This is a genomic window from Nocardia sp. CA-120079, assembly GCF_050955745.1.
Classification (GTDB): domain Bacteria; phylum Actinomycetota; class Actinomycetes; order Mycobacteriales; family Mycobacteriaceae; genus Nocardia.
Genome location: NZ_CP192088.1, coordinates 7716460 through 7730813 on the forward strand (window position 1 = coordinate 7716460; position 14354 = coordinate 7730813).

At 66.9% G+C, this 14354-nt stretch carries 11 protein-coding genes; 6 read left to right on the forward strand and 5 right to left on the reverse strand.

All coding sequences use genetic code 11. From position 1 onward, the window contains the following. The first annotated feature begins 87 nt into the window (after nt 1–87). Both ACQPYR_RS35200 and ACQPYR_RS35205 read left to right on the forward strand, forming a co-directional pair. Nucleotides 88–696: a TetR/AcrR family transcriptional regulator gene (locus tag ACQPYR_RS35200; protein ID WP_433623285.1), complete on the forward strand. Its 609-nt coding sequence runs from the start codon at nt 88–90 to the stop codon at nt 694–696. Between the two features lie 28 nt (nt 697–724). Next, on the forward strand, nt 725–2278 hold the full coding sequence (locus ACQPYR_RS35205; protein ID WP_433623287.1) for a glycerol-3-phosphate dehydrogenase/oxidase: 1554 nt from the start codon (nt 725–727) through the stop codon (nt 2276–2278). Nucleotides 2279–2280: 2 nt separating this feature from the next. On the opposite strand, the gene ACQPYR_RS35210 is transcribed toward ACQPYR_RS35205, so the two are convergent. Then, entirely contained in the window at nt 2281–2823 is a 543-nt protein-coding gene (locus ACQPYR_RS35210) for a GNAT family N-acetyltransferase (RefSeq protein WP_433623289.1), read from the reverse strand. 5 nt (nt 2824–2828) lie between these two features. Next, nucleotides 2829–3500, reverse strand: a complete 672-nt coding sequence (locus ACQPYR_RS35215; protein ID WP_433623291.1) for a TetR/AcrR family transcriptional regulator — start codon at nt 3498–3500, stop codon at nt 2829–2831. A gap of 226 nt (nt 3501–3726) precedes the next feature. Here ACQPYR_RS35215 and ACQPYR_RS35220 point away from each other — a divergent pair, with 226 nt between their 5' ends. Together ACQPYR_RS35220 and ACQPYR_RS35225 are read left to right on the forward strand one after the other, a co-directional pair. After that, nucleotides 3727–4557 carry an SDR family oxidoreductase gene (locus ACQPYR_RS35220; protein WP_433623293.1) on the forward strand — a complete coding sequence of 277 codons (831 nt, stop codon included), beginning with the start codon at nt 3727–3729 and terminating at the stop codon, nt 4555–4557. A 433-nt stretch (nt 4558–4990) separates the two neighbouring features. Then, nucleotides 4991–6469 carry an FHA domain-containing protein gene (locus ACQPYR_RS35225; RefSeq protein WP_433623295.1) on the forward strand — a complete coding sequence of 493 codons (1479 nt, stop codon included), beginning with the start codon at nt 4991–4993 and terminating at the stop codon, nt 6467–6469. Nucleotides 6470–6595: 126 nt separating this feature from the next. Here the strand turns inward: ACQPYR_RS35225 and ACQPYR_RS35230 are convergent, their stop codons facing one another. The 3 genes from ACQPYR_RS35230 to ACQPYR_RS35240 are packed head-to-tail and all read right to left on the reverse strand — an operon-like array spanning nt 6596 to nt 10877. After that, nucleotides 6596–9046 (reverse strand): protein kinase domain-containing protein, encoded by a 2451-nt coding sequence (locus ACQPYR_RS35230; RefSeq protein WP_433623297.1) that lies wholly within the window; start codon nt 9044–9046, stop codon nt 6596–6598. Next, nucleotides 9043–9876 carry a hypothetical protein gene (locus tag ACQPYR_RS35235; RefSeq protein WP_433623299.1) on the reverse strand — a complete coding sequence of 278 codons (834 nt, stop codon included), beginning with the start codon at nt 9874–9876 and terminating at the stop codon, nt 9043–9045. The genes ACQPYR_RS35230 and ACQPYR_RS35235 overlap by 4 nt, the downstream gene beginning before the upstream one ends. Then, nucleotides 9873–10877, reverse strand: coding sequence for a hypothetical protein (locus ACQPYR_RS35240; RefSeq protein WP_433623301.1), 1005 nt, complete (start codon nt 10875–10877; stop codon nt 9873–9875). The genes ACQPYR_RS35235 and ACQPYR_RS35240 overlap by 4 nt, the downstream gene beginning before the upstream one ends. Nucleotides 10878–11201: 324 nt before the next feature. Between ACQPYR_RS35240 and ACQPYR_RS35245 the strand changes: the two genes are divergently transcribed. Further along, complete coding sequence (locus tag ACQPYR_RS35245) at nt 11202–13511, forward strand: FdhF/YdeP family oxidoreductase (protein WP_433623303.1); 2310 nt, start codon at nt 11202–11204, stop codon at nt 13509–13511. Further along, entirely contained in the window at nt 13508–14341 is an 834-nt protein-coding gene (fdhD, locus tag ACQPYR_RS35250; protein WP_433623305.1) for a formate dehydrogenase accessory sulfurtransferase FdhD, read from the forward strand. Before ACQPYR_RS35245 ends, fdhD begins: the two co-directional genes overlap by 4 nt. Nucleotides 14342–14354: the final 13 nt, after the last annotated feature.

The following is a 14354-nucleotide window of genomic DNA, read 5'->3' on the forward strand; positions in this document are numbered from 1 at the left end:
GTCGGTGTGCTGTTGCGTCTCGACCATGCGTTACAGTTTGACATAGACTGTCAAGCAGTAACGATCAGGACATGGTGGTGATACTCGATGACCTCCCCAGCCTCCGCCCCCGATGACGCGCTCTCGGCGACCGATCTCGCGATCCTCGACGCGGCCAGGGCCTGCGTGGAGGAGTTCGGGGTGCGCCGCACCACGCTCACCGAGGTGGCCCGCCGCGCCGGGGTCAGCAGACCGACCGTCTACCGGCGCTGGCCCGATACCGGATCACTGGTGGCCGAACTGCTGGTGCGCGAACTGCGCGCGATCGTGGCCGACGCCATGCCGACCGCAGGCGATGCGCGCACCAGGCTGGTCGAGGGCGTGGTCGCCGGGGCGGCCACGGTTCGCTCGAATCCGTTGTTCGGCAAGATCTTTCGCACCGATACCGATTTGATGCTGACCTATGTCTTCGGACGCCTCGGCCGCAACCAGCGCGCGCTGATCGAGCTGTTCAGTGCGGGCATCCGGGAAGGCCACCGGGACGGCACGATTCGCGCCGGTGATCCAGCACAGATGGCGACAATGCTGCTGCTCATCGCGCAGTCGGCGGTGCAATCGGCCGGTACGGTCGCGCCGCTGCTGGCCGGGCCCGCGCTCGATAGCGAATTGACCCGTGCGATCGACGGCTACCTGGCTCCCGTCGACAACGCGCGATGACCTCCGTAGGCAATCGAAAAGGATTGTAATGACCGCGAATTCGGCTGATACCCACGGCAATTCCGCGCTGAATGCCGGACGCCGCAACCGTGAGCTGCAGCTGCTCGGCGACGGCGGCGAAATCGATGTGCTGGTGATCGGCGGCGGCGTGACCGGTGCCGGTGCGGCGCTCGATGCCGCCGCACGCGGGTTGCGAACCGTGCTGGTGGAGCGGCACGATCTGGCGTTCGGCACGAGCCGGTGGAGTTCGAAGCTGGTGCACGGCGGACTCCGGTACCTGGCCAGCGGACAGGTCGGCATCGCACACGAAAGTGCGGTCGAGCGTGGGATTCTGATCACCACCACCGCACCGCATCTCGTTCGCCCCCTGCCGCAGCTGGTGCCGCTGCTTCCGGAAATCGGAATAGCACAACGGACTTTGATTCGCGCGGGCTTCGTCGCCGGAGATGTGCTGCGCCGCAGTGCGGGCACTTCGCCCGGGACACTGCCGCGTTCGCGACGGGTCGCAACCGCCGAGGCGCTGCGGTTGGCGCCGACCGTGCGTCGCGACGGGTTGCGTGGCGGCCTGCAGGCTTGGGATGGACAGCTGGTGGACGATGCGCGGCTGGTAGTGGCGCTCGCTCGTACCGCGGCCGCACAGGGCGCGACGGTCCTCACCCGCGTGGAAGCCCTTGACGTGACCGGAGATTCGGCCACCCTGCGCGACACCCTGACCGGCGACACCATGTCCGTCCGGACGCGCACTGTCATCAATGCCACCGGCGTCTGGGCCGACCAAGTCGACCCGAGCATCGAACTGCGCCCGAGCCGCGGCACCCACCTGGTCTTCGACGCCGAATCATTCGGCGGTCTGACCGCCTCGCTGACCGTCCCCGTACCCGGCAGCACCAGTCGCTTCGTCTTCGCCTTCCCCGCCGCGCACGGTCGGGTCTACGTCGGTCTCACCGATGAGGACGCCCCCGGTCCGGTCCCCGACGAGCCGAAGCCCACCGAAACGGAAATCGATTTCCTTCTCGACACCATCAACACCGCTCTACGAGAGCCATTGGCCCGCAGGGATATTCGCGGAACCTACGCCGGACTGCGCCCGCTACTGAAGACATCCGCTAACAGCACCGCCGATATTTCCCGCCGACACGCGGTCCTGCACTCCCCCACCGGCGTCGTCACCATTGTCGGAGGCAAGCTCACCACCTACCGCCAGATGGCCGAGGACGCCGTCGACGCGGCCATCGCGCACGGCAACCTCACCGCTGGGCCGTGCCGAACCAAGCGACTTCCGTTGGTCGGCGCGGTCTCCGGCGCCGCACGCGACCGCATCAACGCCCCGACCGTGCTGGTCGAGCGCTACGGTAGCGAGTCCGCGGCCCTACTCGAACTGGCCGATCGGAATCCCGCCCTGGCCGAACAGGTCGCGCCCGGAATCGACGTCACCGCAGCCGAATTCGCCTTCGCGATCACCCACGAAGGCGCGCTCGACACCGACGATCTGCTGGACCGCCGCACCCGGATCGGTCTCGTCCCCGCGGACCGCGCCGCGGCCGTGCCCGCCGCGGAGGCCGCCTTCGCGCGGCAGCATTAGGTTCAGTCCAACTGCCAGGCGTCGAGTTCGGCTCGCATGGCGGCGCGCGGCCAGAGATCGAGGCCGTGCGCGGCCTCGGCGGCACGAATTTCGCGTAGTTCCGCAGTCTCCTCGGCGGGAGTCAGAAAGCGGAAGCCGAGCCGTTCGTAGTATGGGCCGTTCCAGGCCACATCGACGAAGGTGGTCAGCGTGATCGCCTGCATCCCTTGGGCTTTCGCCCAGCGCACGGCATGGTCGATGAGCCGCTTGCCGATCCGCTTGCCCGCGTGATCCGGATCCACCGAGACCTGGTCGATGTGGGCGTTACCGTCGACGATTCCGAGGATCAGATAGCCGATCGGGCGGCCTGTGTCATCGGGGTAGATCCAGGCGCGCCCCGCCCGCTGGAAATCCCGGAGCGTATCCAGTGACGGCGGCTCGTCATCGGCAACGGCCATCATGCCGATGTCGGCGAATGGTTTACCCGCCACACGCTCGATATCTTGCAGTGTCGGCAGGTCGTCCTCGACCGCCGGTCGAATCATCCGCATGGACGATTCTCCCACGACATTCATTCGACCGGAGTCGCCAGGATGCCGTTTACCAGTGCACGCAGCGCCCAGCGGGACCGATCGTCGCCACCGCCGGCCAGCATCTGTTCGCGCATGCCGACCAGCGTCGGGTATCGGTCGGCGGGGAGTTCGGCGAAGTGCCGGGCGACCTCGGCGACATAGTCCTGCTCGTCGGTGTCCCTGGTGTTGTATGCGCTCTGCTCTACGGCCTGCGCGGATATGTGCAGGTAGATCAGGTCGACGGCCCAGGAATTGGTCTGCGGGTCCACTCCGCCCTCGGCGAGCAGGGAAAGCAGCCGCTCGACGATCAGCAGGGCGTTCGGGCTCGTCGGTATCGAACCGAGCGCGACCAGTGCGAGTCCCTCGTGTTTGGACATCACGTCCACGGTCGTTTCGACCAGTGTCGTGAGGCGGTCGCGCCAGGTGTCGCCGGTCGGCTCGGGCACCGTGCCGAGCACGTGGTCGAGCATGGCGGCCATCAGGTCGTCGCGGTTGGCGACGTAGACGTAGAGCGAGGCCGCACCGGTATCGAGGTCCTGCGCGACGCGGCGCATGGTGAGGGCGGCCAAGCCGTCGCGGTCGAGAATGCGCAGACCGGTTTCGATGATGACGTCACGACTGAGGGGTGCCTTCGCGGGACGGGCCCGGCGGCTGACGGGTGTGGCGCTCATATCCCGGAGCATACGCCGTGACGAACACCGTTTGACACGAACAGCGTTCGTTACATATGGTTCACCCGCAACTCGCCAGGCAGCCGCCATCACGACGGTGTACGTCCACACAGTCGGCTCGGGTGAGGTGCACGTACTTCGTGTCACCACGGCACGCTGCTCAGCCTCGCACCGGTGCGACTGCTATCGCGCCACGCTCAGGCCGAACCGACCCCAGGGACTTCTCATGATTCTCATTACCGGAGGCCGCGGCGCGGTCGCCACCAATCTCTCATCCCTGCTACGCGCCGACGGCCATGCCGTCCGCGTCGGCTCCAGATGCCCCGAGCGGATTCCACCGGAAGTGGCCGCCGTCGCTTGCGACCTGCGGGACCCGGCCACCTTCGCAGCCGCGCTCGACGGAATCACCTCGGTGTTCCTGTATGCCGAACCCGAGTGCGGCGCCGAATTCGTTTCCGCCGCAACCGAAGCCGGAGTCGATCACATCGTGTTGCTGTCCTCGTCCGCGGTGCTCGATCCGGATGCGACCACGAATCCGGTCGCGAAGTCCCACCTCGACGCCGAGCTCGCACTCGCCGACGCACCGATGACCGTCTCCGTGCTGCGTCCCGGCGCTTTCGCCGGCAATGCCCGCGGCTGGTCGTTCGCGATCAAGGCCGACCGCCCGGTCAGCCTCCCCTACCCCGATGCCTACGCCGATCCGATCCACGAACTCGACGTCGCCGAGTGCGCCCATGCACTGCTCACGAAACCGGACCACCGTGGTGGCGTCTACACCCTCACCGGCCCGCAGACCTTGACGTTCACCGCACAGATCGACCTGATCACAAAGGTCACCGGACGTGCCGCGACCATCGCACACGTCACCCCCGACGCGTGGCGACAGGAGATGGCCGAATTCATTCCCGCCCGCTACGCCGACGGGCTCCTCGACTACTGGCGCCGCTGCGATGGCGTTCCCACCCCGATCACCGACACTGTCACCACCCTCACCGCCCATCCCGCACGGCCCTTCACCACCTGGCTCGAAGACCATGCATCCGAGTTCACCGGCTGAAACCTTTCCGGCTGGACGTGCCCGGCAGGTCGAACCACGATCCAGCACATTGATCACTTCGTGGGCCTTGGTCGTTCGCCTAGCGTCAACGCGCTGCTAGTGCCCCGTCCAGCTGGCTGCTGAGGCAATCACGATCCGTCGAGCACAGTCATATGGCGGTGCCGCAGGACGTGTCGTGCCGCGTTTCGACTGCTCTCGGCGAGAACCGGACCTGATGCCGCGGCAACCCATCTGGACGGGTACTAGCTCGCAGCGGGCAGCGCTTGCGCGAGTGAGCCGTTGGATTCGTGGCATCGAGTGATGCACGACACTTCGTCGATCGGAGCGGATAAAGATCATTGCGCGTGCGCGCTCGCGGTTCGTCGAGGGCCGGTGTCGGGTGCTGGGCACGTTCTATGCTGGACGCCGGTAGTGGTCCGGGAAGGAGGCGCGAGTGCGGAATGACGCGTCTACGGTGGGGATTGCGCTTGGCGATGGTCTGATCGCACGATTCGGTGCGGTTGTCGTGTATCTCGCGGGCGAAACCCCTTCCACCGACCGCATACTCGGTGCGATCGAGGCCGTGGCCGATACGCGCCATCCCGGGGCGGCGATCGCGCAGCGGCTGGCCGCAGTGGTTTTCGGCGGCAATTCCGAACCGCCACCCTTCGGCGTCATCGCACCGACGGCCGACGGCACCGTCATTCTGCTGCGCGGACAGGTCAGCGCGGAGATCCAAGGCGCGGAAGGAACCCGGCGACTCTCCGGAGCCCGCGCGTTCACCTGGGTAGACGAAATCGTGCGAGAACCGGTGCGCCGGATCTCGGTCGGCGCCGATACCGCCTTTCCGATCCACGAACTCCCACGCACCGACCTGCGCGCCGGAATCGTCCCAGGCAGCGGCTTCGTTCTACGAATAGCCGCCCGCCGCACCGGAAAATCCACATCCGCCCGAGCCCGCACCACCGCCACCCCGACCGCCGAGCCGCCACCCACCGCTCCGGCCGGATTGGAAGCCCTGCGCGAGCCGACCGCGAAATCCGAGCCCACCCCGACCGGGCAACGCGTCGGCACGCCCCGCCACACCAGATCTGCCCAGCTCGGCAACTCAGCGCAAGCCGCCGAGTCCGTGCGCTCATCCGAATCCGCACACGACGAGCCAACCGAAAAGGCAGTCCCCACCGGATCAATGCACTCCGGCCGGTCCCCGCAACGATCGGCCACGCAGGCCGTGGGATTCGGCGAGGCGAGCGATAAGGCCGGGCCTACCGGATCGACGGCCGATGCCCAGCCGAACGAAGCATCATCGGAGGCGCGGCCGAGTGGTTCGGCACCCTCCGGTGAATCCGGGCAGGTAGGCGCACCGGAGGAGATCAGTACCCAGGCCATGTCCGCCCAGGAACGCGATGAGGCCGCTGGAACACGGTCGGGTTCGGCAGCGCGGCCGGAACCGATTGCACTACACAAGATTCCGGCGTTGCAGGGGGTACGACCGCGACCATTGCGACCGGTGGGCAGCGCGAAAAACCCGGAAAACTTGGGGGCGGGACAGCCCGTCGGCGCCCTGGTTCTCGCGGATGGCTCCACGTTTCCACTGGACCGACCATATGTTGTCGGACGCAGCCCGATGATCGACGAGACGGTGCGTGCCGCCACGGCCACGCCCCTCGCGGTCCCACGCGACCGCCACGTCTCGCGGGTGCACGCCTATGTCTCGGTCGACCGCGGCAAGGTCTACGTCCGCGACGCCGCAACCCCCGCAGGCACTTTCATCGCCGCCCCCGGCGCCGACGAATGGACCCGCATCGGCACCACCCCCACTGAGTTGCATCCCGGTTGGAGCTTGCGCATAGGCCAACGCATCCTCACCTACCGCACCGAGGCCCATCCGAAACACCCGACCGAGGCCACCAGCAAACGCCGCCGCTCCTGAGCAGCTCCTACCAACGGCCCGACCAACACCGGCCCTGCCCGACGCAGGAGGCGCAGTCGAGCACCGCCACAGCAGCGTGCACAGCGCCCGGGCCGTCCCGTTCAGCACATTCGCGGAGCCACTGCGTCAATGGTTTTCGCGCCGTGCGCGGCGAAGGAAGCGGTGGCGCTTGCCGATTCGTCGTGCGCCTAGTGCGGCGGCGACCCCGGCTCCGGCGGCGAGGACCCCGGCGACAGCGAGGGTGGTGCTGGTGGGCGGAGTGCCGCGAAGAATCCAGGCACCACCGGCAACGGCAGCGGATAGGATGACCGAACTCGCGGACAGGCCGATGATGTTGGCGAGGCCGCCGCGGCCGCGGCGTAAGGTGCGGGTGTTGGACTCCAGATAAGCCACGGCGAACAGGACGAGGACAACGATCACGGCCGCGGCTGCGGTGCGTGTCGGGTTCTGTGTGGTGCGGAATTCTATTCTCTGCGTGGCGATTTCGGTTCCACTGCGGAGGAGTGTGAGCTCGCCGTCGAGGTTTCCGGCCAGCACATGTGAATTCACCGGATCGGGCAGGTCGGCCACGCCGCCGGGCTGCAGCGGCACCGGATCCCCACCCGACCGGACGCCGAATACTTCTACCGTGAGCAGGGCAGAGTCGACATCAATTCCGTTGACCTGCAATGGAATCGGCTCCGAAAGATCGACTTCGATCGGATTCGGCCCCGTCGCATCGATACCGGCGACAGTGACCGTGCCATGCACCAGATCCCCTCCGGCTGTCGGCGCACCCACCCCGATCACCGCGACCGCACAAGCACCCGCCGCAAGCAACGCACCCACCAAGAACAACGGCCACGGCGAGGCAAAGCTGACGACATCGCGGATCGGCACCAGATCCCGCCGATCGACATCAGCCAACCGAACACCGTTGTCCTGCAATCCATGCACGGGACGCACCCGAACCATCGGCGGCCGCAAGGGCGCCGCCCCGGACGGTCCAGGCAACGGCCTTCCGGACGACGGCGGCATCGGCCGGGCCGACATGCCATACTCCGACGAACCCTGTCCGGCTCCGTCAACAGGCCGTCCTGGGGGCACATCTCCGGGCATGTGCGACGCCGCCCCGCCTCGCCCCAACCCGGTCGGCTCGGCCGCAGGCCACCCAGATACGGACGGTCCCGACGCGGGCGGCTCAGGCGCTGACGACCCCGAACCGGCCCGCGCCCCGAATGCCGCATCTCCAAGTGTCGGCCCACCAGACGCGGGCGACCCCGACGCGGACAACCCGGATACAGCCGGCGGCCTTGGCGTCGCGCCTCCCGCAGCCTGCGCCCCCGGCGCGGTCCGTGCATCTGGTGTCGCGGCGCCGAACTGCTCGGAACCACTCGTGATACCTCCGTGCACTGGTGACACCGGCGATATCGGTCCATCTGGAACCGAATCCGTACCGTCCGGGCCCGGCGAGATTTCGGTCGGGGCCGACGAAGCGGGTGGCACCTCAGCGGGAATCACCCCATGGCCGGTACCGGTCGGCGGCAGGGTGGGGTCGGCGGTTACCGTGCGGGGTCCGAAGCCCGCGGGCGGCGCGCCTGTCCGCTGCGTGACGGCGGCCTGCCCAAGCTTGCCTTGCGCTCTCGGCGTCTGAATACCGGATCGTCCGGCGGCACGAGTACTCCCGGTAGCGGCGGCGACGATGGTGTCCGCACCGATGACCGGAATGCCCACGGGGGTAAGCCAATCGCCACCCCAGCACAGGGCTGCGAATTCGGCGAGAGCGATCCCGAAGAGTTCGGCGGTGTCGAAACGATCGGCGGGATCGGTTGCGAGCCCGCGCATCACCACATCGGCGATCGGCTCCGGCACGCCGGGTGCGACCTCGACGAGCGGTATGGGGTGACCGAAGGCGTGTGCGAAAAGCGTTGCCAGATGATCTTCGTGCGGCGGAAACGGCAGCACCCCGGACAGCAGCTGATACAGCATGGTCGCCAGCGCGTAGACGTCGGTCGCGGCCGAAAGCGGCTGTCCGCGTGCCTGTTCCGGTGCGATATAGGACGGAGTTCCGACGATCTCACCGGTCCTGGTCACCAATGTCTCATCGCCACCGACGATCTTGGCGATCCCGAAATCGGTCAGCTTTATCGCACCGCCGGTACCGAACATCAGATTCGACGGTTTGACGTCGCGGTGCAGAATCTTGTGGCGATGCGCCGCTTCCAAACCCGCGGCACAGGCCAGCCCGACCGCGACCGCGGTAGCCGCGTCGAATCCCTCGGTCGCGAACCGACTGCCAACGGTCCCGCCGGGCAGATACTCCATAACCAACAGGCACAGCTCATCGGCCTCGATGTAGTCGAAAACCCGCACCACGTGTGGATGATCGATGGCCGCAAGCAGCCGCGCCTCGGCGACGAACCGGCGCCGCACCTGCTCGTCGTGCGCGAACTGCGGCGGAATCTGCTTGATCGCAACCGGTCGCCCCAACCGACGATGCGTACCAGCGAGCACCACACCGCATCCGCCCCTACCGACCTGCGCACCGATGTCATACGCGGGCAGCACGGCCCGCAATCGGCCGGTATCAGATGTCAAGATGCCGCCCCATCCGGGAAGCGCGCGGTTTCCACATCGGCGGTTTCGTCCTCCTCGGTCAGCGCCAGATCCTCGACTTCCGGTGTCGGCGAACAGTATCCGAGCAGGAACCCGACCGAAGCCGAAACACCGGCAACCGCGAGCCACAATCCGGTATCCGGAACCCACCACCGCAACACCGATGTGGTGAATCCGAACATCAGTCCGATGCCGATACCCGGCGCAAGTAGCCGCAACCCGCGCTGCCACCGGTTGGTGGACAGCCGGTGCCGGGCAATTCCCAGCGCCGCATCTGCAATGGCGAGCGCGGTCAGCACCGCCAACGCGATCCCGAACAGTCCGTATACCGAATACAACGAGCCGCGCACATCGGTGTCCAGCGGTATCGAGGCGATCGGTGCGCCGGCGTCACCGATCACCGCCAAATCCGCGACGATCAGTCCGGTCGCCTGCCCCTCGAGTCCGGTCAGATCGAGCCGATACTTCAGCGCCTCGGATCTTCCCGGTGCGATGGTCAATTCGACGGCGGTCGAGTACGAGAAGAAGGTGAGCCCGAGCACATGCCCGGCCAGATCGACCCGCCGAATACGCAACGCCCCATCACTGTTGTTGGTCAACGCGACAGCCACCCGGATGGTGCTGTTCGGTTGCAGCCGTAGCGGTTCGGTGGCGGAGGTTTCGGCGATATCGCGATCGTCGATGGTCGCCGACATGTCGACACCCTGCGGCTTGGCCGCGACCGGCGCCGCGAACAACACGGCGAGCACGAGGGCGAACACACTGGGCAGCAGGACAATTCGGGTCGCCGCCGAGACGCGGGCTCGCATCATGGTTCCCTCCGCGCGGGTAGGTGCGAGACGAGCCGATGCCCGTAGAACCAGGCACCGATCAACAAGAAGAACAGAATCACCGTCAATGTCGACGTGGCGGAGCTGACCCGGCTGACCAGCACCACATCCAGCGGCGCGGTGAGCGTGCGACCGCAGCGCGCCGTCACCTCGTATCGCCCGACTTCGATCGACGTCAGCGCCAGCGGTGCCCGGAACCCGCCGTCCGCCCCCGCGACGGCATTACCCACCGGCGTCTCCCCGACCAGCAAGCTGACATGCGACTGCGGATCGCACCCCGATCCGGCCGCGGTGACATCGCCACCGAGCCCGATGGCCGTGGGGGTGAGCTCGAGCGCGGCGGGTTGGGGCGCAATCGGCGGTGCCGGTGCCACCGTCGCCGGCATCGGCGCAGGTCCAACGGTCGGCACAACCACCTCGGGCTGCTTATTCGACGGAGATCCCGGCAACCGTGGATTCTCCGGTATCTGCTGCTGCGGCGGCAGCGTGGTGGACGAATCCGCAGGCGGGTCCGGCGTGCTGGGCAGCTGCGGAGTCGGCGTGATCGGCTGCTGTGGCGCCGGAGGCAAAGTGACGGTGATCGGCGGCAGCACAATATCGGGCAGCCGCGGCTGTTCGGGATTGGAAGTCGGCCCGGAGCACCCATCCGACGACCGCCCGGCGCACGGATCAGCGGGGACCCGACTGGTCGTCGTCTGCGTCCCGGTCCCGTCGCGTGTCCCGGTACCGTCGCGGGTTCCGCCGCCGTTCGAGTTGTCATCCGGCACCGCCGTGCTGGATTGGGCCGCGGACCCGTCCCGCGTCCCCGACCCGTGGTGCCCGGGCGTCGGCGATGGCGAAACCGCCGACGAAGTCGGCTCCCCCGATGCCGGAACGCCGAAGGCCGATACCCCGCCGAACCCGACCGGCGCCAGTGCGACCAGCAGTGTGGCAGAACAGAGGATCCCCCACCGAACACCGAATTTCGCGCGCCGAGACCTCACGTGCCGACGCTCCCCGCCGGCACGCGTCGGAATTGCCGCCAGCGTCCCCATCGCCCATGCCTCAGATCAGCGATTTGATCAATTGCAATGGTAAAGCCCGCACCCACCGGCGCGGAGCCTTCTCGCCGAGCCCGAACCAGGCGAAAACCGCTGGCTACCAGGTAGCGTCACCGATGTAACCGACACCGAACCAGCCACCGATGCATACGATCCGAACCAGGTGGTACCCGTCGGACGGGAGCCGACGGCCGCCACGTGAGCACCCGGGATCAGGACAAAGGGTGGGTCCGCGACAAACTTCGCGGGGAGAGGACAATATCGGGCATGCACCGCAATGGGCCGACACAGGACATCGACGAGTCCGAATTGACCGTCACCCAGCCGAAGGAGCAGGCGGCGGGTGTGACGGCTGTGGCTGTTGCGCTCAAACGTGGGGTCGAGGAGATGGGGGTGCTGCGCACCGCGCGCACCTTGGCCCGCCTCAACCAGGTGCACGGCTTCGACTGCCCGGGCTGCGCCTGGCCGGAGCCGACCGGGCATCGCCGCCCGGCCGAGTTCTGTGAGAACGGCGCCAAGGCCGTCGCCGAGGAGGCGACGCTGCGCACCGTCACCCCCGAATTCTTCGCTCGGCATTCGATCGAGGAACTGGCGAGCAAATCCGGTTACTGGCTCGGCCAGCAGGGCCGCCTCACCCATCCGATGGTGCTACGCCCCGGCGCGACCCACTACACGCCCATCGAGTGGGACGACGCCTACCAACTCATCGTCGAGCACCTGCGCGCGCTGAGCTCCCCCGATGAGGCCCTGTTCTACACCTCCGGTCGCACCGCCAACGAGACCGCATTCCTCTACCAACTCCTGGTCCGCAGCTTCGGCACGAATAATCTGCCGGACTGTTCGAATATGTGCCACGAGTCCTCCGGCGCCGCGCTGACCAGCTCCATCGGCATCGGCAAGGGGTCGGTCTCGATCGATGACTTCGGCAAGGCCGATCTGATCATCGTCGCGGGCCAGAATCCGGGCACCAATCATCCGCGCATGCTCAGCGCGCTGGCGGACGCGAAGGCCAACGGCGCCAAGGTCATCGCGGTCAACCCGCTGCCGGAGACCGGACTGCTCGGCTTCCGCGACCCACAGACGGTCAAGGGTTTCACCAGCGGCGTCACCATTGCCGACGACTTCCTGCAGATCCGGCTCGGCGGTGATATGGCGCTGTTCCAGGGCCTTGGCAAACTCCTGTTCGAGGCCGAGGACCGCGCACCGGGCACGGTGGTCGACCGCGAATTCGTCGATGCGCATTGCGCGGGCTTCGCCGAATACGAAAAGAATGCGCGTGCAGTCGATCTCGGCACGGTGCGGGCGGCAACCGGGCTCACCGACGACGATTTGTACCGCACCGCAACACTTTTGGCCGCATCGAAGAACATCATCATCTGCTGGGCAATGGGCCTGACCCAGCAGAAGCACGGCGTCGCCACCATCGAGGAAGCGACCAATCTGCTGTTGCTGCGCGGCATGATCGGCAAGCCCGGTGCGGGCGTCTGTCCGGTGCGCGGCCACTCCAACGTCCAGGGCGACCGCACCATGGGCATCTGGGAGAAGATGCCCGACACCTTCCTCGACGCACTCGACCGCGAATTCGGCATCACCAGCCCGCGCAAACACGGCTACGACACCGTCGATGCCATCCGGGCCATGCGCGCGGGTGCGGCACAGGTGTTCATCGGCATGGGCGGCAATTTCGTGTCCGCCACCCCGGATACCGGGGTGACCGAGGCCGCGCTGCGCAGCTGCGCGCTGACCGTGCAAGTCTCCACCAAACTCAACCGCAGCCACGTTGTGCACGGGGCGACCGCACTCATCCTGCCCACCCTCGGCCGCACCGATCTCGATCTGCAAAACGGCACGAAACAGCAAGTGTCGGTGGAGGATTCGATGTCGATGGTGCATCTGTCCACCGGTCGGCTGAAGCCGGTCAGCGAGCAATTGCGCAGCGAAGTCGCCATCGTCTGTGAACTCGCACAGACACTGTTCGGCGCCGATCACCCGGTGCCATGGGCGCAGTATCAGCAGGATTACGACAAGATCCGCGATGCGATCGCCCGAGTCGTCCCAGGCTGTGACGATTACAACAAGCGGGTGCGCGACCGCAACGGCTTCGTATTGCCGCATCCGCCGCGCGACTCCCGTGAATTCCGCACCGCCACCGGCAAAGCCAATTTCGCGGTGAACGAATTGACCTGGGTCCCGGTGCCCGAGCGCCGGTTGATCCTGCAGACCCTGCGCAGCCACGACCAGTACAACACCACCATCTACGGCTTGGACGACCGATATCGCGGTGTGCACGGCGGCCGCAAGGTGATCCTGATGAATATCGACGACATCACCGAATTCGGATTCGTGGACGGTGATCTGGTGGATCTGGTCTCCGAATGGACCGACGGCACCGAGCGCAAGGTGACCGGCTTCCGCATCGTCGAATACTCGACCCCGCGCGGCAATGCCGCCGCCTACTATCCCGAGACCAATCCACTGGTTCCGCTGGATCACGTTGCGGCACGGTCCAATACCCCCGTGTCCAAGGCCGTGACCATCCGGGTGGACCCGCACGTCCATGTGGGGCAGCCATCGTGAGTAGAGTTACCGCGCGCCGCAAGACGCGCCGCATCTCGCCCAACGGCGTGATCGAACGCCCGGATTCCGTCGCGGTAGAAGAACCGTTGGAGTTGCGCCTCGACGGCCAATCGCTCACCGTCACCATGCGCACCCCGGGCAGCGATATCGAGTTGGTGCACGGATTCCTCCTGGGCGAAGGCATTATTCGAACCGCCGAGGATGTGGTGAGCGCCCGCTACTGCGCGGGCACCGACGAGAACGGGCAGAACACCTACAACGTCCTCGATGTCCATCTGCGCAACCCGATCCCAGTGCACGGCCGCAACTTCCTCACCACCGGCGCATGCGGCCTCTGCGGCAAAACCGCACTCGAGGAGGTCCGCACCCGGACCAGATTTCCGCTGCCGACCACCTCGATCATCGTCGACACCGAAACCCTCGCCGCCATGCCGGACCAATTGCGCATCCGCCAAACGGTTTTCGACGCCACCGGCGGCCTGCACGCCGCGGGACTGTTCACCACCGACGGCACCGCACTCGCCGTGCGCGAGGACATCGGCAGGCATAACGCCGTCGACAAGGTACTGGGCTGGGCCCTGCTCGAAAACCGGATCCCCGCAAACGATCTCGTGCTCATCGTGAGCGGCCGGGCCTCCTTCGAACTGGTCCAGAAGGCCGTGATGGCGGGCATCCCGATGCTCGGCGCCGTATCGGCCCCCAGCTCGCTGGCCATCGATCTGGCCGCCGAATCCGGCCTCACCCTGGTCGGCTTCCTGCGCGGGGACACCATGAACATCTACTCCCGCGCGGACCGGCTGACCATCACCGACGAGGTCGCCGCCTATTGATCGTGACCCGAGG